Source organism: Chitiniphilus purpureus, from assembly GCF_025642115.1.
GTDB lineage: Bacteria > Pseudomonadota > Gammaproteobacteria > Burkholderiales > Chitinibacteraceae > Chitiniphilus > Chitiniphilus purpureus.
In genome coordinates this window covers 4,036,540-4,057,022 of the sequence record NZ_CP106753.1, presented here as the reverse complement: position 1 = coordinate 4,057,022, position 20,483 = coordinate 4,036,540, and the positions used below count along the sequence as shown (strand labels likewise).

Here is a 20,483-nt window from a genome sequence, read left to right as displayed (position 1 = left end):
GTAAAGCTGCCGCCCGCCATCCGGGCGCCATCCACGCCTGGACGTCCAGGATGTCCGCGCCAGTCAAGGAGACGCCATGATTTTCAGCATGACCGGTTTTGCCGTCGCCCAACGCGAATTGCCCGAGGGCACGCTCAATCTGGAACTGCGGGCGGTCAACCACCGCTATCTGGATCTGACGGTACGCCTGCCGGAGGAGCTGCGCGCCCATGAAGGGGCGTTGCGCGAGCGTATCGCCGCCGCGATCGCGCGCGGCAAGGTGGAATGCCGGGTCGGCTTCAATGCCCAGGCCGCCGCGGCCGCACAATTGGTGCTGGACAAGGCACTGTTGGCGCAACTGGTCACGGTGGTCGACGAGGCGCGCACGCTGGTGCCGTCCGGCGGCGAGGTACGGCTGGGCGAATTGCTGCGCTGGCCGGGTGTGCTCACGCAGACCGCTCCGACCGGCGAGGCGCTGGGCGAGGCCGCGCTGGCGCTGCTGGACGCCGCGCTTGCCGATCTGGCCGCTACCCGGGCACGCGAGGGCGAAAAGCTCAAGGCGCACCTCACCGAACGGATCGACGGCATGCAGGACATCGTCGCTGCGGTCAAGCCGCGCATTCCGCAACTGGTCGTCGAGTACGAGGCCAAGCTCAAGGCCCGGTTCCTCGAAGCGTTGGCAGGCCAGGAGGACGAACGGGTCCGGCAGGAGATCGTGGTCTTTGCGCAGAAGATCGATGTGGATGAGGAACTGTCGCGCCTTGAGGCGCACTTCTCGGAGATCCGCCGCATCCTTGCCAAAGGCGGCGCGGTCGGCAAACGGCTCGATTTCCTGATGCAGGAGCTCAACCGCGAAGCCAACACCCTGGGTTCCAAATCGGTCTCGGCCGAGACCAGCCGCGCCTCGATCGAATTGAAGGTGCTGATCGAACAGATGCGCGAACAGATCCAGAACATCGAATGAACGGCGACCTCCGGCCCGGCGGCGCACCTTGCCGCCTGCCCGGGCTACAACCCAAGGGCGGCAAGTTTTGCCGCCCTTTGTCTTTTTCTCCCACGCCATGCAGCGGTGACGGCAAGAAAATCCACGCTGCAATGCCCCCGTACCTGGCATGACGATTGCTGGAGATTTGGATATCGGGGCGCGGCGCGCGTCTGCCCGGTGGCTCGATGCATCGAGTGAACCGCACGGCATGCGTGTGGCGGCGCGATAAGGAGAACTGCCATGCAAGTCATCAACACCAACATCACGTCGCTGAATGCTCAGCGCAACCTGGGTACCTCGCAAGGCGATCTGCAGCAGTCGCTGCAGCGGCTTTCGTCGGGCCTGCGTATCAACAGCGCCAAGGACGACGCCGCCGGTCTGGCGATCGCACAGCGCATGACCTCGCAGGTGCGCGGCTCGGAACAGGCCCAGCGCAACGCCAATGACGGCATCTCGCTCGCGCAGACCGCCGAGGGCGCGCTGGGGCAGATGACCGATATCCTGCAGCGCGTGCGTGAGCTGGCGGTGCAGGCCGGCAATGCGACCAATACCGATTCGGATCGGCTGGCCATCAATGCCGAGGTATCGCAGCTGACCTCCGAACTGGATCGCTTTGCGCAGACCACCCAGTTCAACGGCCAGAAGCTGTTCGACGGCTCGTTCACCGCGGCGACCTATCAGGTCGGGGCCAATGCCAACGAAACCATCACCGCCACCACCGCCAACCTGCGCACCAACCAGTACGGCAGCTATCAGGTCGGTGCCGGTACCGGTACCGGTGCACTGTCGATCAGCAATGTGGTCACCGGGGCCGGCACCTATGCGCCCGGCGGCAGCGGCACGGTGAACGCCAACGGCGTGGCCGTCTCCAATTCCGGCACCTTCAGCATCAACGGCATCAGCATTTCAGTGACCGGCACCGACATGGCGCGTGACATCGCCGCCAAGATCAACCAGGCCAACACCGGGGTGAAGGCGTCGGCCCGCACCGAGTCGGTGATGACGTTGGGCAGCGGCACGTTCACGCTGGCGGTCGCCTCCAAGAGCAACACCTTCCAGTCGGTCACGTTCAACGTTGCCGATAGCAACAGCAACGGTCAGATCGACGGTGACGAGTACTCCCAGGCGATCACGGCGTTCAACGCCAAATCCTCGCAGACCGGCGTGACCGCGCAACTGAGCGTGTTCCAGGATTCGGGCGGGGCGACACGCTATGGCCTCAAGCTCGTGGCCGAGGACGGCGCCAACATCGCGCTCAGCTCGGCCAGCGGCATCGCCAGCGGTTTTGGCGGCGCCATGTCGGTCTGGAACTACGACACCGCCAACTCCACCGGTGCCAACCAGTATCTGGCCAGCGCCGCAGTGTTCTCCGCCGGCGCCTCGGGCTCGGCGACGTTCGCCGGACAGGTGGTGCTCAACTCGGCCACGTCGTTCTCGGTCACCACCAGCGGCGCCGCATTCACCTCGGGTGTGCTGTTCAGCGCCGCCGGCTCCACCAATGCCGTGTTCGCATCGGGCAGCTCTTATCAGGCTGATCTCAAGACCGTCGAGAAGCTGGACGTCTCCTCGGTCGAGAAGGCGACGCAGGCACTGCGCATCGTCGATGATGCGCTCACCACGGTGGGCGAGCAGCGTGCCAAGTTCGGGGCGTTGCAGAGCCGCTTCGCGGCCACCATCGCCAATCTGGCGACCGGTTCCGAGAACATGAGCGCGGCGCGCAGCCGTATCCAGGATGCCGACTTTGCCAAGGAGACCGCGAGTCTGACCCGCGGGCAGATCCTGCAGCAGGCCGGTACCGCGATGCTGGCGCAGGCGAACCAGCTGCCGCAGCAGGTGCTCAGTCTGCTGCAAGGCGGCTAAGCCCCCTGCTGGGGCTGGCGGAAAGGGGCGGCTTCGGCCGCCCTTTTCTGCATGGGTGGGGCCGGTTTTGACGGCATGACCGGCACTGTATACGCGTTGTGCGAATGTGCTAACCTGCGTGTAGTTTTCTTACGGATTTCCGGTAATGGCGAGAGGCAATATCTTCGTGGTCACGGCTCCTTCGGGCGCCGGCAAGACGACCTTGGTCGCAGCGCTCCTGGCCGCCGACCAGAATGTGCAGCTGTCTATTTCCTTCACCACGCGCGCGCCGCGTTCAGGCGAAGTCCAGGGCAAGGACTATCACTTCATCGATCGGGCCGAGTTCGAGGCCATGATCGCCGCCGCCGACCTGCTGGAACACGCCGAGGTCTATGGCAACTACTATGGTACCTCCCGCCGCTGGATCGAGTCGGTGATCGACAACGGTCGTGACATCCTGCTGGAGATCGATTGGCAGGGCGCGCAGCAGGTCAAGCAGCTGTTTCCCGACTCGGTCGGCATCTTCGTGCTGCCGCCGTCGATCGACGCGCTGGAGCAGCGGCTGCGCAACCGCGGCCTGGACAGCGACGACATCATCGCCAAGCGCATGGCCGCCGCGCGCGAGGAGATGAGCCACTTCGACGAGGCCGACTACGTGATCGTCAACGAGCACATCGACGAAGCTGTGCGCGACATCGTGGCCGTGGTCCGGGCCGAGCGTCTGAAGCTGCCGACGCAGCGCGTGCGGCACGGCGCCTTGCTGACCAGCCTGAAGGGTTGAGCCCGCCTTCTGTTACAATCCGTGCCATGGCGCGTTCGCGCATCATGTCTACCGAGGAATCCCTATGGCCCGCATCACCGTGGACGATTGTCTGCATCGTATTGAAAACCGTTTCGACCTGACCCTGGCCGCGGCCTACCGTGCGCGGCAGATCGCTAACGGCGCCACGCCGCAGGTGGACGGCCCCGGGCGGGACAAACCCACGGTCCTGGCACTGCGCGAGGTCGCGGCCGGCGTGGTCGGGCGCGACATCCTGACGCGCAATCGCTCCTGAAGCCGTTCTTGCGGGTTGGTCTGCAGCGATGGAGCCGGTGCTGGTAGCGGTTGACGTTCCCGAACTCGCGCACTTCGCCCCGGCGATCCTGGACGCGGCCAACCGCTTCCTGACCCAGGACACCGCGTACCTGCGTCCCGAGGATCGGCAGTTCCTCGCGAGCGCCTTCAAGTTCTCCGAGGCCGCGCACCGCGGCCAGATGCGCCATACCGGCGATCCGTACATCTCCCATCCGCTGGCGGTCGCGTCCATCCTGACCGCGTGGCATCTGGACGCCCAGGCACTGGCCGCCGCGCTGCTGCATGACGTGATGGAGGACACCGGCGTCTCCAAGCTTGAGCTCACGGAGAAATTCGGCCGGCATGTCGCCGAGCTTGTCGACGGCATGAGCAAGATCGACAAGCTCGAATTCCAAAGCAAGGAAGAAGCGCAGGCGGAGAATTTCCGCAAGATGCTGCTGGCGATGGCGCGCGACCTGCGGGTCATCCTGATCAAGCTGGCGGACCGGCTGCACAACATGCGCACCATGGATGCGATGCGCGAGGACAAGCAAAAGCGCATTGCCCGCGAGACCATGGAGATCTACGCGCCGATCGCCAATCGCATCGGTCTCAACAGCATCTACCAGGAACTGGACGACCTGTCGTTCAAGTACCTGCATCCCCGGCGCTACGACGTGCTGTCCAAGGCACTCAAGGCCGCGCGCGGCAACCGGCGCGAAGTGGTGGGCAAGATCCTAGATGGCATCCGGCTCAAGCTTGCCGAGGCGGGTATCGAGGCGAACGTGTATGGCCGGGAGAAGAACCTCTTCAGCATCTATCGCAAGATGCTGGAGAAGCATCTGAGCTTTTCCGAGGTGTTCGACATCTACGGTTTCCGGGTGCTGGTCAAGGACGTGCCGACCTGCTATCTCGCGCTTGGCGTGCTGCACAGCCTGTACAAGCCCATCGCCGGCAAGTTCAAGGACTACATCGCCATCCCGAAGTCCAACGGCTACCAGTCGTTGCACACCACGTTGTTCGGGCCCTACGGCACGCCGATCGAGGTGCAGGTGCGCACCCAGGAGATGCATCGCATCGCCGATGCGGGGGTCGCGAGCCATTGGATGTACAAGTCCGGCGACGAGAGCTTTTCCGAGGTGCAGCAAAAGACCCACCAGTGGCTGCAATCGCTGCTGGAGCTGCAGACCGAGTCGGGCGATGCGGTCGAATTCCTGGAACACCTCAAGGTGGACCTGTTCCCCGAAGAGGTCTATGTCTTCACCCCCAAGGGCAAGATCCTGAGCCTGCCCAACGGGGCCACCTGCGTCGATTTCGCCTACGCCGTGCATACCGACATCGGCAACTGCTGCATTGCCGCCAAGGTCAACCACGAGCTGGTGCCGCTGCGCACCAAGCTCAAGAACGGCGACCAGGTCGAGATCGTCACCGCGGCGCATGCCAAGCCCAATCCGAGCTGGCTCACCTTCGTGACCACCGGCAAGGCGCGCAGCCATATCCGCCATTTCCTCAAGACCATGCGTTTCGAGGAGGCGATCCTGCTGGGCGAGCGCCTGCTGCAACAGGCGGTCACCTCGCTGGTGCCGACGGCGCAACCGATCAACGAAGAGGTCTGGGAGCGCTGGCTCAAGGAAAACAACGTACGTCACCGCGACGAGGCGCTGTCCGAGATCGGTTTGGGCAAGCGGCTGCCGGTGGTGATGGCCAAGCGCCTGTTGCAGCTCTCGGGCCAATGGCTGGAAGAGCCGGGGCCGGGCAAGCGCCAGAACGCCGTCACCATCCGTGGTACCGAGGGCATGGCGCTGCAGTTCGCCCGCTGTTGCAATCCGATTCCGGGCGATCCCATCATCGGCTTCTTCAAGAAGGATCAGGGGCTGATCATCCATACCCACGACTGCCCGTTGCTCTCCGGGGGGCGGGTCGACAGCGACAAGCTGATCGACGTGGAGTGGGACCCGCAGGTGGCGCGGCTGTTCGACGTGCCGGTCCGGGTGCTGGCCGCCAACGAGCGCGGCGCACTCGCCGCGATCGCCGCATCGATTTCCGAAGCCAACGCCAACATCGCTTCGGTCGCCACCCAGGAACAGGCCGGTGACGAGCGCTACATCCAGATCCAGTTCACGCTGCAGGTACAGGACCGGGTGCATCTTGCCCAGGTGATGAAGCGCCTGCGCGCCTTGCCCACGGTGTACCGGCTGCACCGGTCGCGCAACAATTAGAAGCGCTCCGCCCACTGCCCGGCCCGCCCGACGGGCTGGACTGCATGCACCCCCGGGCGGCTCCTTGAGCTGGCCACGGACACCGCCCGGTTTAGGCGGGGCTGCGTCATATCAAGGACCGGCGCGGGGTGCGTGGTAGAATCCGGACCCATGCAAAACCGCAGGAACGCCCGTGCTTGAGCTTTCCATCAATGGTCATCCCCAGACCTTTGCCCGGCCGCTGAGCGTCGCCGAACTCGTCGAGCAGCTCGGCTTTGCCGGCAAGCGCCTGGCCGTCGAACTGAACGGCGAGATCGTGCCCAGAAGCCAGCACGCGGGCACCGCGCTGGCTGACGGCGATACGCTGGAAATCGTCGTCGCGGTCGGCGGTGGGTGAACGCGCCCTGCATGTGCATCCCGGCCGGCGCATCCGCGCTGTGCTCCGGTTGACGACCCGATCCGTTCCAAAAAGGGGAAAAGCATGAGCCAGGATCCCTTCCTGATCGCCGGCAAGCCTTATTCGTCCCGCCTGCTGGTGGGTACCGGCAAATACAAGGATTTCACCGAGACCCGCGCCGCGATCGATGCCTCGGGAGCCCAGATCGTCACTGTGGCGATCCGCCGGGTCAACATCGGTCAGAACGCCGGCGAACCGAGCCTGCTCGACTACCTGCCGCCTTCCGAATTCACCTACCTGCCCAACACCGCCGGATGCTACAGCGCCGAGGAGGCGATCCGCACGCTGCGGCTGGCGCGTGAACTGCTGGACGATCATCGGCTGGTGAAGCTGGAGGTGCTGGGCGATCCGGACACGCTGTATCCCAATGTGCGCGAGACGCTGAAGGCGGCCGAGGTGCTGGTCAAGGAAGGCTTCGACGTGATGGTGTACACCTCGGATGACCCCATTGTCGCCCGCGAGCTGGAAGCGATCGGCTGCTGCGCCATCATGCCGCTTGCCAGCCTGATCGGTTCGGGCATGGGCATCCTCAATCCGTGGAACCTGCGGCTGATCATCGAGCAGGCCAAGGTGCCGGTGCTGGTCGATGCCGGCGTCGGTACCGCGTCGGACGCGGCGGTCGGCATGGAGCTGGGCTGCGACGGGGTGCTGATGAACACGGCCATCGCCGCCGCACGCGATCCGGTGCGCATGGCGCGGGCGATGAAGCTTGCGGTCGAGGCGGGCCGCGAGGCGTATCTGGCCGGTCGTATGCCGAGGAAGCTCTACAGCGCCGATCCATCGAGCCCGCTTGCCGGCATGATCGGGGGCAAGGCATGAGTGCCGAGGTCCGCTACGCCAGCCTGGACGATCTGGCGCGGCTTGCACCGCTGTTCGCCGCCTATCGCGTGTTCTACGAACAGCCCCACGATCTGCCGGCTGCGCACGCCTTCCTGCACGAGCGTCTCGCACGGCAGGAGTCGGTATTGCTGCTGGCCGAGCTGGATGGCGAGCCGGCCGGCTTCATCCAGCTCTATCCGTCGTTCTGCTCGATCGGTGCCGCCCGCATCTGGATTCTGTCGGACCTGTACGTCGTGCCCGAGGCGCGCAGCCGCGGTGTGGCGCGCGCGTTGATGGAAAAGGCCCGCCAGCATGGGCTCGCCAGCGGTGCGATCCGGTTGGAGTTGTCCACCGCGCACACCAATCTCGCGGGGCAGGCGCTGTACGAGTCGCTGGGCTACCAGCGCGATACGGTGTTCCGCTACTACGGCCTCACGCTGTAGCCGCGCTTGCGGCAAGCGCCACCCGGGTATAATCCGCCCTCGTTCGCAGGCGCCGCTTCGCGGCGCCTTTTCCACTTGAATGCCCAGCCATGACCACCGACCATTCGCAGGATGACAATCCGCTGTTTATGCGCCGCATCCGCAGCTTCGTGCTGCGCCAGGGCCATCTTTCCAAGGGCCAGGAGCGGGCGCTGGCGGAATACGGTCCGCAATTCCTGATCCCCTACACCGCCGCCCCGCTCGATCTTGCCACTGCGTTCGGCCGCAGCGCGCCCACGGTGCTTGAAATCGGCTTTGGCATGGGTACCGCCACCGCTCAGATCGCCGCAGGTGGGCCGCAGACCAACTACCTCGGCGTGGAGGTGCATACGCCCGGCGTGGGCAGCCTGCTCAAGCTGGCCGGCGAGCAGCAGCTGACCAACCTGCGCATCGTGCAGCACGACGCGGTCGAGGTGCTCGAAAACATGTTGCAGCCGGGCACGCTCGCCGGCGTGCACATCTTCTTTCCCGATCCGTGGCACAAGAAGCGTCACCACAAGCGCCGGCTGATCCAGCCAGCCTTGGTCGCGCTGCTGGCGTCGCGCATCGCACCGGGTGGCTACCTGCATCTGGCCACCGACTGGGAAGACTACGCGATCCAGATGCTGGCGGTGCTGTCCGCCGAGCCACGGCTGGAAAACACGGCCGACGGCTACGCGCCGCGGCCGGACTACCGCCCGCTGACCAAGTTCGAACAGCGTGGCATCCGGCTGGGCCACGGCGTGTGGGATATCGTGTTCCGGGTTCGGGCTGGCTGAGCGGGGCGGGCGCGGCTAGACTAGCCGCATCCCACTTGCTGCCGTTCTGCCCATGATCCTGCGTTCCGTGGTGGCTTTTTGCTGCCTGCTTCTCACCGGCTGTACCGGGCTCTCCAAATCGCAGACGGGCGAGGCCGCGCCGCCGGTCGTCGTGCCGCAGGTCATCACCGTGCTGGGCCATGCCGCACCGCCGGCCGGCAATGAGCTGACTGCGGCACAGAAGCGGTTGATGGCACTGCGTGCCTCCCGGCTCGACGCGTATCGCGCATTGGCCGAAATGGTATGGGGTGTGCGTCTTTCCGGACAGAGCACGGTGGCGCAGATGGCAATGCAGCAGGACCGGCTGCGCGTGTTCGTCGAAGGCTATCTGCGCGGCGCGCGCGTGGTGTCCTCGCGTGAGCTGGCCGACGGCAGCTTCGAAACCCAGGTGGAACTCACGCTCGCACCCGAATTCATCCGCACCCTGGCTGGCGGCGAGACCGTGGTGACGGCGGCGCCCGTCGCGGTGGAGCCCGAGCCGGCCCGGCCCGCTCCTGCGCCGGCGCAGACCACGCCACTGCAGCCGGTGTCGGCGCAGGCGGACCTGCGCAACTTCTATTACGCCCAATGACGCGCCTGCCGGGATGGGCCCGCCTGGGCATGGCCGCGGTGGCCACGGTGGCGCTGCACGCGTCGGCCGCGCCGGTGATCGGTGTGGCGCCGCTCTCCGGGGGCAGCGTGGCGCAGGCGCGGCAGGCGGCGCTGGAGGACGCGCTGGCCAATGCCGCGCTGGCCGAGGGGGCGCAGGTATACGCGCTCGAACAGGGCGGGGAGGGCCGGCTGGCGCAGGGCCAGTTGCGTGAAGGCGCCCGGCCGTCGGGCTACCGGGTGCTGCGCGAATGGCAGGGCAGCGGCCTGTACCAGATCGAGATCGAACCGCGCTGGGATGCCCCCGCAGCGGCGCCCGTACCCACCCCGACCCCGGCGCCGCAACCCAAGGCGGCTTCCACGTCGGCGGCGCAGCCGCGGTGTACCGACCCCTATCGCCGCAAGCTGCTGGTGACGCCATTCCATCTACGCCAGCCCGGCCAGGCGCGCGACCTCGGCCCGTTCCAGCTGGGCCTGCAGGAGGCACTCGCCGAGCGGCTGGCGCAGGCCGGCCTGCTGGCGCAGCGCGGCGGCAACGAGGTGCCGTTCGCCATCGAACTGACCAGCGATCTGCGGCTGCAGCCCGAGCAGGTACGCCGGCTGGCGCGCCAGCAGGGGGTGCAGTTCGTGCTGGGCGGCGTGGTCAACGATGTGCGTGCGTACGGCGAACGGTATGCCCTCTCGTTCGGGGCGGACGATGCCAGGAGCGGCGAGCGCACGGCCGAGCTGACCGTGCCGTTGTTCGAATTCGCCCGCGCCGGGCTCAAGGCCACGCCGCGCAGTCGGCGCTTCGACGTGGATCTGCTGCTGTTCGACGGCATCTCCGGTGCGCTGGTGGCGCGCAGGCGCTTTGCCGGCGAGGCTGGCGGCCAGGTGGTGTTCGGGACCAACGAGCCGTTCGGCAGCGGTGCGTTCCTGGCCAGCGGCTACGGCATCATGGTGGCCGGGCAACTCGATGCGATGGTGCACGCCGCACGCGATACGCTGGCCTGCCTGCCGTTCTCGGCCCGGGTGGTGCGGGTGGATGCGGGGCAGGTCTATCTGGATGCCGGCGGCCTTGCCGGGCTGGCGCCGGGAGACAAGCTGCAGCGCTACCGGCTCAGACCGGGCAGCCTGCCGCTGGACGGCCTTGGCACCGGCGGACTGGTGTCGCTGGGGCTGCCGGAGGAGCCGGCGGGCAGCCTGACCGTGGTACAGGTGCAGCCGTTGTTCGCCGTGGCCGTCGCGGATCAGGGGCGGCCCGAGGTGGGCGACTACGCCCGCAGCGCCGTGCTCAGCGGCACGGCACCTCGCTGAGTTCGGCACCGCGCAACTGGCCATTGGCGCGTTTCAGGGCGGCCAGCTGGCTGTCATTCACATTGCGCAGCAGATAGCTGGCCGGGCGCAGGGTGTCGTCGCGCTCGCGCAGCACCGCCGATTGCACGCCTTGTGCACGCAGGCCCGCCAGGCGTCGTTCGGCCGCCTCGCGGGTCGAATACACGCCGAGCGAGACTGCGTTCTGCCAGCGGCCGGCGTTGTTCACCACGAAATAGTCTTCCACGCCCAAGGTCTGCAGTTCGGCCGCCTTTTTCCTGGCGGCCTCCAGGTCGGTCTGCGGCGGAATGTAGACCCAGACCTTGGCCTGTTCGGCGCTTTGCAACACCTGGACGTCGAGCGACAGTGCCCTGATGCGCGCATCGGCGATCTGCGCCTGATCCTGTGACGGCACCCGCCAGCGCAGGCAGGCTGCCGCCGGGGCGGCGGCGGGTTCGGCTGCGGCAGCCGGTGGCGCCGCAGCGACGGCACTGGCCGCCGGCGCTGGCGCCGGCGGAGTGCTGGCTTCAACCGTCGTATCGGCGATGCGCACCTGTCCGGCGTTCACTTCCGGTGCCAGCACCACGGTGGTGCTCGCGGCCGGGATCAGGCGGGTGTAGCCGAAAAAGGCCGCATTGAGCAGCGCCAGCAGCGCGACGAGCCACTTCATGGGGCAGAGCCTCCCGGAGCGTAGGCAAGGGCGGCAAGCCCATGCAGGACCAGATTCGGAGTGAGGCTGACCGGAAGGTCGAGCCGTTCGGCCAGACGCGGGGCGTCGCCGCCCGACAGCAGCACCAGTGGTTCCTCGCCACGGGCCACCAGCCGGTCGAAGGCCGTGGTGATGCTGGCGGCGAGCGCGGTGAGCACGCCGGTCTCGATCGCATCGTCGGTCGACGTCGGAAAATGGTGGAAATGCCCTTCGGCGAGCGGCAGGCGCGCGGTGCCTGCCGCAAGCGCCGCCTTCATCATGCGATAGCCGGGCAGGATCATTCCGCCGAGGAAGGTGCCGTCGGCGGCCAGGCTGTCCACCGTCAGCGCGGTGCCGGCACCGGCGACCACCAGTGCATGCCCCGGGTGGAGCGCATGGGCGCCGAGCACCGCAGCCCAGCGGTCCGGCCCTTGCTGTTCGAGATGCCGGTAGCGATTGGTCACGCCGAGTGCCGAGCGCGTGACGGCCAGCCAGACGGCCGGCCGTTGCCACAGGCGCAAACACAGCGCATCCAGCGCGGCCCTGCGCGTCTCGTCGCCGACGCAGCAGCCATGGATGGCCTCGGGCGGCGGCAAGGTCTGCCAGGCGTGCGCCAGGCCATCCAGCGCTGTCATGGGCACCTCGCCTTGTTCCAGCCACTGCCGTGGCCCAGCCGCCGCCACCCACTTGAGCCGGGTGTTGCCAAGGTCGAGCAACAGATGCACCCCGTTCATGCCGCGGCCCTGCGCAGGCTCAGATCGCCGCTATGGATGATCGACTCCCCTTGCGCGGTCTGCAGGCGCAATGCACCGCTGTCGGTCACCCCGGCGGCGATGCCATCACGGGCACTGCCATCCGGTGCCAGCAGCCGTACCGGGGCGCCCTGCCAGGCGTGGCAGGCTTCCCAGCGGGCGCGGAAAGCAGCAAAGCCATCGGCCGAGAACGTGGTCAGCGCCGTTTCCAGATCGCCCAGCAGGCGGCCGAGCAACCGGTTGCGAGGCCATGCCAGACCATGCGCGGCCAATCCGGCGGCGTGCTGGTCGGTCACCTGCTGTGGCGCCGCCAGGTTCAGACCGATGCCGATCACCGCACAGACTGGCCCGATGGCATCGCCGGCGATCTCGATCAGGATGCCGCCCGCCTTGGCATCGCCCCGCGGGGTGGCCAGCAGCAGATCGTTGGGCCATTTGAGCCCGATGCCGGCCACGCCGGCCTCGCGCAAGGTCTCGGAGACCGCCACGCCGACTGCCAATGGCAACCCGGCCAGCGTGGCGGCCCCGCCGGGAAACTGCCAGCACAGCGAGAACAGCAGCGAGCCGCCCAGGCGGGCCTGCCAGCGTCGGCCGAGCCGGCCGCGGCCCTCGTCCTGCCATTCGGCCGCGAGCACGCGCCCGTGGGCGGGTTCGGCCAGCAACCGACGGTTGGTGGAATCGATACGGGTGGCGATGTCCAGCTGCAGTCGGCTGCCGGGATTGAAGCCGGTGCGGACCTGCTGCGCATCGAGCCAGGCGATCGGCTGCGCCAGCCGGTAGCCCACGCCGTGCCGGCGTTCCAGCGTCACGCCGTACTGCTCGGCCTCGGCCAGCGCGGCCGAGACCGAGGCACGCGACAAGGCCAGCTCGGCCGCAATGGCCGCGCCGGAAGTGAATGCGTCGGCGGACAGGAAGCGAAGGCAGGCAAGGGTGTGCGACATGCCGGCGATTGTAGCGGTAGGCCGTCCGGTGGTGCACCGCGGCATCAGCCCGGTGTGGCTTCTTCGTTGGCGCCGAGGGTTTCGATCACATGGTTCTGATTGGTGTAGATGCAGATGTCCCCGGCGATTTCGAGCGCTTTCTTGATCACGGTCTCGGGGGGCAGCGCGGTGTTTTCCTGCAACGCGCGCGCTGCCGCCTGGGCAAAGGCACCGCCTGAGCCGATCGCGGCGATGCCCGCTTCCGGTTCGAGTACATCGCCGTTGCCGGTGATGACGAGTGTGGCGGTTTCGTCGGCAACGATCAGCATGGCCTCCAGCCGGCGCAGCATGCGGTCGGTGCGCCAGTCCTTGGCCAGTTCCACCGCGGCGCGGGTCAGCTGGCCCTGGTGCTTCTCAAGCTTGGACTCGAAGCGCTCGAACAGTGTGAAGGCATCGGCGGTGCCGCCGGCGAAGCCGACGATCACCCGGTCGTGGTACAGCTTGCGCACCTTGCGCGCGGTGCCCTTGATCACCACGTTGCCCAGCGTCACCTGGCCATCGCCACCGACTGCCACGTGGCGCCCGCGGCGCACGGAAACAATGGTGGTGCCGTCGAATTGCTGCATTGAAGGTGCCTCTGCAAAGGATAGCCGGCAGGTGGGGGCGCCCGCGCTGGAATCAAGACGCTGTGCGCTCATCCGCCGCGGCGGCACCAGTGGGGCACTGGTTGCCAGGGTGGGGACCCGCCTCAGTGGCGGGGGTGGCTGTAGCGCAGCTCGACCAGTTCGCTGACGCCCAGCAGGTGCAGCAGCCCCGCCACCAGGTCGTTGGCGTCCTGGATCACCAGCCCATGCCCTTGCTGGATCAGCTCCATGCACAGGTTGAGCAGCTGGCCGGCCGTTTCGAAGTCGATGCGCGACACCGCCTTGAAATCGAGCACCGGCTTGGCGTGCTTGCTCGCGAATTCGCGGATCGGCGCCAGTCCCTTCGCGCCGCCGGTGATCTCGCCCGAGAGCGGCAGGTGGTCGGGCGCGCTGGTCTTGGCCGCGGCCTTGGCCGGCTTGGGTGCGGGGGCTGGCTTGGGGGCCGCGCCCTGCGTGAGCTTCGTGTCCCAGGACGGCGGGGAGACCTCGAAGGTCACCGCGTACACGATGGCAAGATTGTCGAAGGCTTCCTGCTCGCCGGTGCTTTGCATCACTTCGAGCAGCAGCAGCCAGAACGGTGCCTCGGACGGCACCTTGCGTCCCGGCTCGATCTTGCTGCGCAGCAGCTCGATGAAATTCTCGCTGCCCAGCAGCTGCAAGGGTGAGCGCGCCTTGCGGGCGCGCGCCCAGGCGGCGAGCAGTTCGGCCGCAGCCAGGCTCTCGATCTCGGTGACCCGGCTGAAGTCCACCCGCACCGGGCCGCCGCCCTCACAGGCCTTCACCAGCTTGGCCGCCTCACGGTCGGCACCATCGGATTTGAGCTGCGCCGGGAAGTTGACATAGGCGCCGCCCGCGGCACCGGTCTGGGCCGGCGCGGCCTTGGGCAGATCCCGCCAGACGGGCGGGGAGACTTCGAATTCCACGACGAACTGCAACGCCAGGTCGTCGAACGCCGGACGGTCGCCCAGCTGCTGGTACAGCTCGAACAGCATGCCCCAGGTTTCATGCCGCCGCGTGCCAAGGACGCCCGGCAGCGCGGCCTTGAGCGCCGTCACCGCGGCCTCGGCCTGGTTGTTGGCATACAGCACCACCGCCTCTTCCTCGGCCGGCGAAAGGTGGGCACCGATGTCTTCCACCTCGATCGAGAGGTCGCTCAGATCGTAGGCCGGCGGCTCGCCCGCGGGCGCGGCAGGGACAGACGGCGCAGGCGTCGGCTTGCGGGCCGACGCCGGTGCTTCAGGCTTTTCGGCCTCGTTGTCTTTCTTGCGGAAGAAGGAGAACACGGCAGACCTCGGCGTGCGCGACGCACACCGTTAGATTTCGGAAGACTTCAATTGTAAGGCGATAAGGGTGACGACTCAAAGCCGCCGGGCTGCGAAAAATCCCTGATCGGCCTTGAAACGACGGGGACGGGTACGCTGATTTTGCCGTGCTTGCTGCCCATGGTCCGGACCGAGCCACCAGAGCCATCCCATCGAGCGGCATCACGTGCCGCAGGTGTGGGTGCAAGCGGGCACGCATCTGCAACCGTTGCCTGCCATACCCCCTGTGGTTGACTTTCGGTCGGGGGCTGCAGGGTGCGGGATGGTGGGCATTGCATGGTCAGACTGCTTGCTTGGGGCATGCATACCAGACGGCCCCCATGGGAGCGGAGCCGCGTTCCGGCCGGCACCGCATCGCAGGCCACTGCCCACCAACCGCATCCACAGGCCGGACTACGTGGGGTCGGGGCATGCTCGCGGGGCGGCAACGGCGTCCGCGGGGCCGGTGCCCAACCCATCGGCACTGCTGTGGGCCGGCTTGAAATTAAATGTTCAATTAATTAATCTGGGCTGATGACGACACCCCGTTCCCGCCGCACGCGCGGCCGTCCTGCCGCCGCGCTGGACCAGGATGTGCGTGGCCAACTGCTTGCCACCGCATTGGCGCTGTTCGCCGAGCAAGGCATCGCCGCGACCAGCATGGCGCAGATCGCCGCGCGCACCGGCGTCACCCCGGCGATGGTGCATTACTACTTCAGCAACCGGGATCAACTGCTCGACGCGGTGGTCCAGGAGCGCCTGTCGCCACTGGTGGAGCAGGTCTGGACCCCCGATCCCGCCGAGGCGGATGCGCTGGACATCCGGGTGCAGGGCGTGGTCCGGCGCCTTGCGGCGCAGGTGGCGCGGAATCCTTGGCTGCCGTCGTTATGGATCGGCGAGATCCTCAACGAGAGCGGCCTGTTGCGCGCCCGCATGCTGGCCCATCTGCCGCTGGCACAACTGCAGCAGCTGATCGGCACTGCCGCTGCTGCCCAGGCACGCGGTGCGCTGCATCCGGATATCGTCCCGCAGCTGCTGCCGGTGACGCTGCTGGGCCTGACCATGCTGCCACTGGCCATGCTGGGCCTGATACGGCAGCTGCCCGGCCTTGCCGCACCGGATGCCGATGCCATCGTCCGTCATGCCTGTGCCGTGCTGACGCACGGTCTGAGGAGCCCGCCATGATGCGTTGCCTGTTGCTGCTGCCGCTTCTGCTTGCCGCGTGCACCGAACACACGCCCCCGGGCTACCCGGGTTATGTGGAAGGGGAATACGTGGCGATCGCCGCGCCGCAGGCGGGGCGGTTGACGCACCTGGCGGTACGCCGCGGCCAGCAGGTGGCGGCAAAGGCGGCGTTGTTCACGCTGGAGAATGACCAGGCGGATGCCGTGCGCCGCCAACACCAGCAGCAATTGGCGGCAGCCCAGGCGCAGCTGCAGGATATGCAGAGCGGCAAGCGGCCCCAGGAAATCGAAGTGCTGCAGGCGCGGCAGGTCGCGGCCGAAGCCGAGGCGCGCCGTGCCGCCCAGCAGCGCGAGCGCGACGCGATCCGGCTGCGCGCCGGTGCGATCGCACAGGCGCAGTTCGATCAAAGCCATGCCACCGCGATTGCCGCTGCCGCCGAGGTAAGGCGGCTGCAGCGTGAGTTGACGGTGGCGCGTCTGCCGGGCCGCAGCGCGCAGTTGCGGGCACAGGCGGCCCAGGTGGAGGCCGCGCGCGCGGCGTTGTCGCAGGCGGATTGGGTGCTGCGCCAGACCGCGCAGCGCGCTCCGGCGGCGGCGCTGGTGTCCGACACGCTGTACCGCGAGGGTGAATGGGTGCCGGCCGGCAGCCCGGTGGTGCGCCTGTTGCCGCCGGCCAATGTGAAGGTCCGCTTTTTCGTGCCACAGGCGGCACTGGCGCAGCTGGCGCCAGGTCGGGCGCTGGCAGTGCGTTGCGACGGTTGCGGCGTCCCGGTCGCCGCATGGGTGGACTATGTCTCGCCGCAGGCGGAGTACACCCCGCCGGTGATCTACAGCAACGATGCCCGGCACAAGCTGGTGTTCCTGGTCGAGGCGCGCCTGCCGCCGCAGACCGCCCGGCTGCGGCCGGGCCAGCCGGTGACGGTGGGCCTGCGATGAGTGCGGACCAAACGCTCGCGATCGACGTGCGCGGGCTCAACAAGCATTTCGGCGACAAGCACGTGGTCAACGACGTGTCGCTGCAGGTGCGGCGCGGCGAGATCTTCGGTTTTCTCGGGCCCAACGGCAGCGGCAAGACCACGTCGATCCGGATGATGTGCGGCCTGCTCACGCCTGATGCGGGCAGCGGCACCTGCCTGGGATACGACATCGCGACCCAGGCCGACCAGATCAAGCGCCGGGTCGGTTACATGACGCAGAAGTTCTCATACTGGGACGATCTCACCCTGCGCGAGAACCTCGATTTCGTCGCCCGCGTGTATCACATGCCCGACCGGCGTGAGCGGGTCGAGCGCACGCTTGCCGAGCTGGGGCTGGCCAGCCGCGCCGGCCAGTTGACCGGCTCGCTCTCGGGCGGCTGGAAACAGCGGCTGGCGCTGGCGGCGTGCCTGCTGCACCAACCGCAACTGCTGCTGCTGGATGAACCGACCGCCGGGGTCGACCCGACCGCACGCCGCGACTTCTGGGAGGAATTGCATCTGCTGGCCGCGCGCGGCATCTCGGTGCTGGTGTCCACCCACTACATGGATGAGGCCGAGCGCTGCCACAAGCTTGCCTATATCGCCTACGGCCGGCTGTTGGCGCAAGGCCGCGCCGACGAGATCATCGCGCAGCAGGGATTGAGCACCTGGACGCTGCAAGGCGGTGATCTCACCACGCTGTCGCAGCGGCTGCGCGGGTTGCCCGGCGTGGCGCAGACGGTGGCGTTCGGCACGGCGCTGCATGTCAGCGGGCGCGACCCGGCCTTGCTTGAGGCCACGCTGCGTCCCATCGCCGCCGAAGGGGCCCATCGGCTGATGCCGGCGGCCACCAGCCTGGAAGACGTGTTCATCTACATGATGAGCCACGCGGCCGACAACTTCGGCGGCCGGCCATGAAGGCCTTCTCGCTGGCACGCTGGTGGGCCATCGTGCTCAAGGAGTTTCTGCAGCTGCGGCGCGACCGCATCACCTTTGGCATGATCATCGGCTTTCCGATCATGCAATTGGCGCTGTTCGGCTTTGCCATCAACGCCGATCCCAAGCATATGCCGACCGCGGTGGTGATGGCCGACCGCAGCGAGTTCACCCGCGGTTATGTGGCGGCGATGGCAACCTCGGGCTATTTCGACATCACCGGCGAGCTGCCCGACGAAGCGGCGGCGCGCAGCGCACTGGCGCAGGGGCGGGTGCAATTCGTGCTGACGGTGCCGGCGGATTTCACGCGTCGGCTGCTGCGTGGCGAGCGCCCGGCCCTCCTGGTGCAGGCCGACGCATCCGACCCGGCGGCGACCTCGCTTGCGCTGGCCGCGCTCAATCAGCTGGCGCAGCGCGTGGCCGAGCGCGAATTGACCGGGCCGCTCGCTCCGCTGCGTGCCGCGGCAGCGCCGTTCGAAGTCCGGGTGCATCGGCTGTACAACCCGGAAGGCAATACCCAGTTCAATACCGTGCCCGGGTTGATGGGCGTGATCCTGACCATGACCATGGTGATGATGACGGGCCTTGCGATGACGCGTGAACGCGAGCGCGGCACCATGGAAAACCTGCTCGCCACGCCGGTGCAGCCGCTCGAAGTGATGACCGGCAAGATCGTGCCCTACATCGCCATCGGCATGATCCAGGCCACCATCACCCTGCTGGCGGCCCGCTTCGTGTTCCACGTGCCCTTCGCCGGCAGCCTCATCGCCGTCTACCTGGCGACGCTGCTGTTCATCGCGGCCACCCTCACCGTCGGCATCACCTTGTCATCGGTGGCGCGCAATCAGTTGCAGGCGATGCAGCTGACCATGTTCTATTTCCTGCCCAACATCCTGCTCTCGGGCTTCATGTTCCCGTTCCGCGGCATGCCGCAGTGGGCGCAATGGCTGGGCAACCTGCTGCCGCTGACGCATTTCAACCGGCTGATCCGCGGCATCCTGCTCAAGGGCAGTGGTTGGCCGGAGTTGTGGCCCAGCGTCTGGCCGCTGCTGCTGTTCACTGCGGTGGTGATGGGCATCGCGTTGCGGTTCTATCGGCGCACGCTGGACTGAGGTGGCCGCGGGGCGGGTCAGCGCACGGACCAGACCATTCGGGGCGCACCGGCGTCGGCGTGGCAAAGCCACCTTGAGCTGCACGGTGCCGGCCACAGTCATGCCGATCCGGTCGATATGCAATGGCGATGGGCCCACGCTGCGGTCTGCTACCGAAGTTGCTTGCATCAGCCGGTCAAGCCGGCCTGATCCGGATGGGGCGGGGCAGCGGCACGTGCCTGCTGCCGGTACGCGGTGGGCGTCACGCCGGTCAGGCGCTTGAACACGGTGTTGAATGTGGTCTTGGCGCTGAAGCCGCATGCCAGGCCGATGTCCAGCACCGTCTGCTCCGCATACGCCGGATCGACGAGGCAACGCTGGACCGCCTCGACCCGATGACGGTTGATGTAGTCGAAGAAATTGGTCGCCATCGCGCCGTTGAGCACCTGCGACAGGTGATGCGGGCTGATCCGCAGCTGCCCGGCAAGCCCGGACAGCGTCAGGTCTTCTTCCAGATAGGGTTTGTCCCGGGCCATCAGCTGCAGCAGCGCCTGGCGGATGGTTTCCGCCTGCGTGGCGTCCAGCACCGATTTTGCGTATTTGGCCCCGTTGGCCTCGGGCCCGGCTTCCGGTTCCGGCTGCACCATGGCCGCCGGTTGGTGCAGGCCACGCAGGCCGGCCACGCCGGCGAGGACCAGGTAGGCGCCGGCGACGATCAGGTCGGCCAGCATCGGCGCCAGCCAGCGCAGGCCGAACCACAGCGCGATCGCGGCGGCCAGCGCCAGCGACAAGGTGCTCAGCCATTGCAACGAGCGCACCCCGAGCCGGGAGAACTGTGTCTTCAACGTCTGCTGATGGCGGCGCAGCAGCAGCCAGACCGCCAGGCAATAGCTGCCGATATGGATGCCCACCAGCAGCAGCGAAGGGATTTCCGATGCGTCGCTGCCCGGTGTGTAGTTCTCGGCCGACCAGGCCGATTCATCGGCCGGCGGTGGGTCGATGGTGATCCAGCCGGCCAGCGTGCCCAGGTGCAGCAGCAGGCCCGGCAGCAGATGGCACCACAGCCAGGGTGAGCACATCGACAGCGGACGGCCCGTCAATGCACGGGCGTAGCCCCACAGCAGCGGCCCGATGAAGAACAGATTGAGCATCATGTGCGCCGTCAGCCGCCCATCCAGATGCTGCTTCCACACGTTGTTGAACAGCAGCAGCGCCATCACCTGCGCGATCGCCAGGTGGCACAGCGCCAGCCACACATTGGCCGGGCGTTCGCGCCGCAGCCACAGCAGTACGGCGAACAGCAGGCTCTGGCCGACGCCCATGCCGGCCAGCACGGTCGCAAGCTCCGTGGCGTAGGGGGTGATCATCGGGCAGCCCGCCGGCAGCGGACCGGCAGCGGAAATTGCATTGTCTTGCCTCGTTCCATCCGATCGGATCGCGCCCGATCCGATGGATCGGGGCGCACCCGCAGCGCCCGGGCGTGACATTGATGCCGTGTTCAATGTGCTGCAGGGCGAGGT

Annotated in this window: 21 protein-coding genes; 15 read left to right on the top strand and 6 right to left on the bottom strand. The window is 67.4% G+C overall.

Features of this window, described 5'->3' with window-relative positions; all coding sequences use genetic code 11:
* The first annotated feature begins 76 nt into the window (after positions 1-76).
* The 11 genes from N8I74_RS18760 to N8I74_RS18710 all read left to right on the top strand — a co-directional run bounded on the left by N8I74_RS18760 (position 77) and on the right by N8I74_RS18710 (position 10,494).
* Positions 77-943, top strand: a complete 867-nt coding sequence (locus N8I74_RS18760; protein ID WP_263124737.1) for a YicC/YloC family endoribonuclease — start codon at positions 77-79, stop codon at positions 941-943.
* Positions 944-1,204: 261 nt separating this feature from the next.
* Entirely contained in the window at positions 1,205-2,824 is a 1,620-nt protein-coding gene (locus tag N8I74_RS18755) for a flagellin N-terminal helical domain-containing protein (protein ID WP_263124736.1), read from the top strand.
* A 145-nt stretch (positions 2,825-2,969) separates the two neighbouring features.
* A complete protein-coding gene (gene gmk, locus N8I74_RS18750) occupies positions 2,970-3,584 on the top strand; it encodes a guanylate kinase (RefSeq protein ID WP_263124735.1) in 615 nt (204 codons plus the stop codon).
* Between the two features lie 64 nt (positions 3,585-3,648).
* Positions 3,649-3,858, top strand: a complete 210-nt coding sequence (gene rpoZ / locus N8I74_RS18745) for a DNA-directed RNA polymerase subunit omega (protein WP_263124734.1) — start codon at positions 3,649-3,651, stop codon at positions 3,856-3,858.
* Positions 3,859-3,886: 28 nt separating this feature from the next.
* Positions 3,887-6,076, top strand: coding sequence for a RelA/SpoT family protein (locus tag N8I74_RS18740; protein WP_263124733.1), 2,190 nt, complete (start codon positions 3,887-3,889; stop codon positions 6,074-6,076).
* 172 nt (positions 6,077-6,248) lie between these two features.
* Positions 6,249-6,452 (top strand): sulfur carrier protein ThiS, encoded by a 204-nt coding sequence (gene thiS, locus N8I74_RS18735; protein WP_263124732.1) that lies wholly within the window; start codon positions 6,249-6,251, stop codon positions 6,450-6,452.
* An 84-nt stretch (positions 6,453-6,536) separates the two neighbouring features.
* Positions 6,537-7,331 (top strand): thiazole synthase, encoded by a 795-nt coding sequence (locus N8I74_RS18730; RefSeq protein ID WP_263124731.1) that lies wholly within the window; start codon positions 6,537-6,539, stop codon positions 7,329-7,331.
* Entirely contained in the window at positions 7,328-7,774 is a 447-nt protein-coding gene (locus N8I74_RS18725) for a GNAT family N-acetyltransferase (RefSeq protein ID WP_263124730.1), read from the top strand. Before N8I74_RS18730 ends, N8I74_RS18725 begins: the two co-directional genes overlap by 4 nt.
* A gap of 89 nt (positions 7,775-7,863) precedes the next feature.
* Positions 7,864-8,571 carry a tRNA (guanosine(46)-N7)-methyltransferase TrmB gene (gene trmB, locus N8I74_RS18720; protein WP_263124729.1) on the top strand — a complete coding sequence of 236 codons (708 nt, stop codon included), beginning with the start codon at positions 7,864-7,866 and terminating at the stop codon, positions 8,569-8,571.
* A gap of 52 nt (positions 8,572-8,623) precedes the next feature.
* Positions 8,624-9,181, top strand: coding sequence for an LPP20 family lipoprotein (locus tag N8I74_RS18715; RefSeq protein WP_263124728.1), 558 nt, complete (start codon positions 8,624-8,626; stop codon positions 9,179-9,181).
* A complete protein-coding gene (locus N8I74_RS18710; protein ID WP_263124727.1) occupies positions 9,178-10,494 on the top strand; it encodes a flagella assembly protein FlgT middle domain-containing protein in 1,317 nt (438 codons plus the stop codon). Before N8I74_RS18715 ends, N8I74_RS18710 begins: the two co-directional genes overlap by 4 nt.
* On the opposite strand, the gene N8I74_RS18705 is transcribed toward N8I74_RS18710, so the two are convergent.
* The 5 genes from N8I74_RS18705 to N8I74_RS18685 all read right to left on the bottom strand — a co-directional run bounded on the left by N8I74_RS18705 (position 10,472) and on the right by N8I74_RS18685 (position 14,778).
* Positions 10,472-11,161: an SPOR domain-containing protein gene (locus tag N8I74_RS18705; RefSeq protein ID WP_263124726.1), complete on the bottom strand. Its 690-nt coding sequence runs from the start codon at positions 11,159-11,161 to the stop codon at positions 10,472-10,474. The two genes, N8I74_RS18710 and N8I74_RS18705, sit on opposite strands and share 23 nt — an antisense overlap.
* Positions 11,158-11,913, bottom strand: coding sequence for a type III pantothenate kinase (locus tag N8I74_RS18700; protein WP_263124725.1), 756 nt, complete (start codon positions 11,911-11,913; stop codon positions 11,158-11,160). The genes N8I74_RS18705 and N8I74_RS18700 overlap by 4 nt, the downstream gene beginning before the upstream one ends.
* Entirely contained in the window at positions 11,910-12,872 is a 963-nt protein-coding gene (locus tag N8I74_RS18695) for a biotin--[acetyl-CoA-carboxylase] ligase (RefSeq protein ID WP_263124724.1), read from the bottom strand. The genes N8I74_RS18700 and N8I74_RS18695 overlap by 4 nt, the downstream gene beginning before the upstream one ends.
* 44 nt (positions 12,873-12,916) lie before the next feature.
* A complete protein-coding gene (hslV, locus tag N8I74_RS18690) occupies positions 12,917-13,477 on the bottom strand; it encodes an ATP-dependent protease subunit HslV (RefSeq protein ID WP_263124723.1) in 561 nt (186 codons plus the stop codon).
* 122 nt (positions 13,478-13,599) lie between these two features.
* The gene (locus N8I74_RS18685; RefSeq protein WP_263124722.1) at positions 13,600-14,778 is read right to left on the bottom strand and encodes an STAS domain-containing protein; all 1,179 of its coding nucleotides are present in this window, start codon (positions 14,776-14,778) and stop codon (positions 13,600-13,602) included.
* A gap of 552 nt (positions 14,779-15,330) precedes the next feature.
* Between N8I74_RS18685 and N8I74_RS18680 the strand changes: the two genes are divergently transcribed.
* From N8I74_RS18680 to N8I74_RS18665, 4 genes are read left to right on the top strand one after another with little or no spacing between them, the layout of a single operon-like run.
* Positions 15,331-15,981 carry a TetR/AcrR family transcriptional regulator gene (locus tag N8I74_RS18680; protein ID WP_263124721.1) on the top strand — a complete coding sequence of 217 codons (651 nt, stop codon included), beginning with the start codon at positions 15,331-15,333 and terminating at the stop codon, positions 15,979-15,981.
* On the top strand, positions 15,978-16,916 hold the full coding sequence (locus N8I74_RS18675) for an HlyD family secretion protein (protein WP_263124720.1): 939 nt from the start codon (positions 15,978-15,980) through the stop codon (positions 16,914-16,916). The genes N8I74_RS18680 and N8I74_RS18675 overlap by 4 nt, the downstream gene beginning before the upstream one ends.
* Positions 16,913-17,854: an ABC transporter ATP-binding protein gene (locus tag N8I74_RS18670; RefSeq protein WP_263124719.1), complete on the top strand. Its 942-nt coding sequence runs from the start codon at positions 16,913-16,915 to the stop codon at positions 17,852-17,854. Before N8I74_RS18675 ends, N8I74_RS18670 begins: the two co-directional genes overlap by 4 nt.
* A complete protein-coding gene (locus N8I74_RS18665; RefSeq protein ID WP_263124718.1) occupies positions 17,851-18,984 on the top strand; it encodes an ABC transporter permease in 1,134 nt (377 codons plus the stop codon). Before N8I74_RS18670 ends, N8I74_RS18665 begins: the two co-directional genes overlap by 4 nt.
* A gap of 167 nt (positions 18,985-19,151) precedes the next feature.
* Here N8I74_RS18665 and N8I74_RS18660 read toward each other — a convergent pair whose 3' ends face one another.
* Positions 19,152-20,330: a helix-turn-helix transcriptional regulator gene (locus N8I74_RS18660; RefSeq protein ID WP_263124717.1), complete on the bottom strand. Its 1,179-nt coding sequence runs from the start codon at positions 20,328-20,330 to the stop codon at positions 19,152-19,154.
* Between the last annotated feature and the right edge of the window lie 153 nt (positions 20,331-20,483).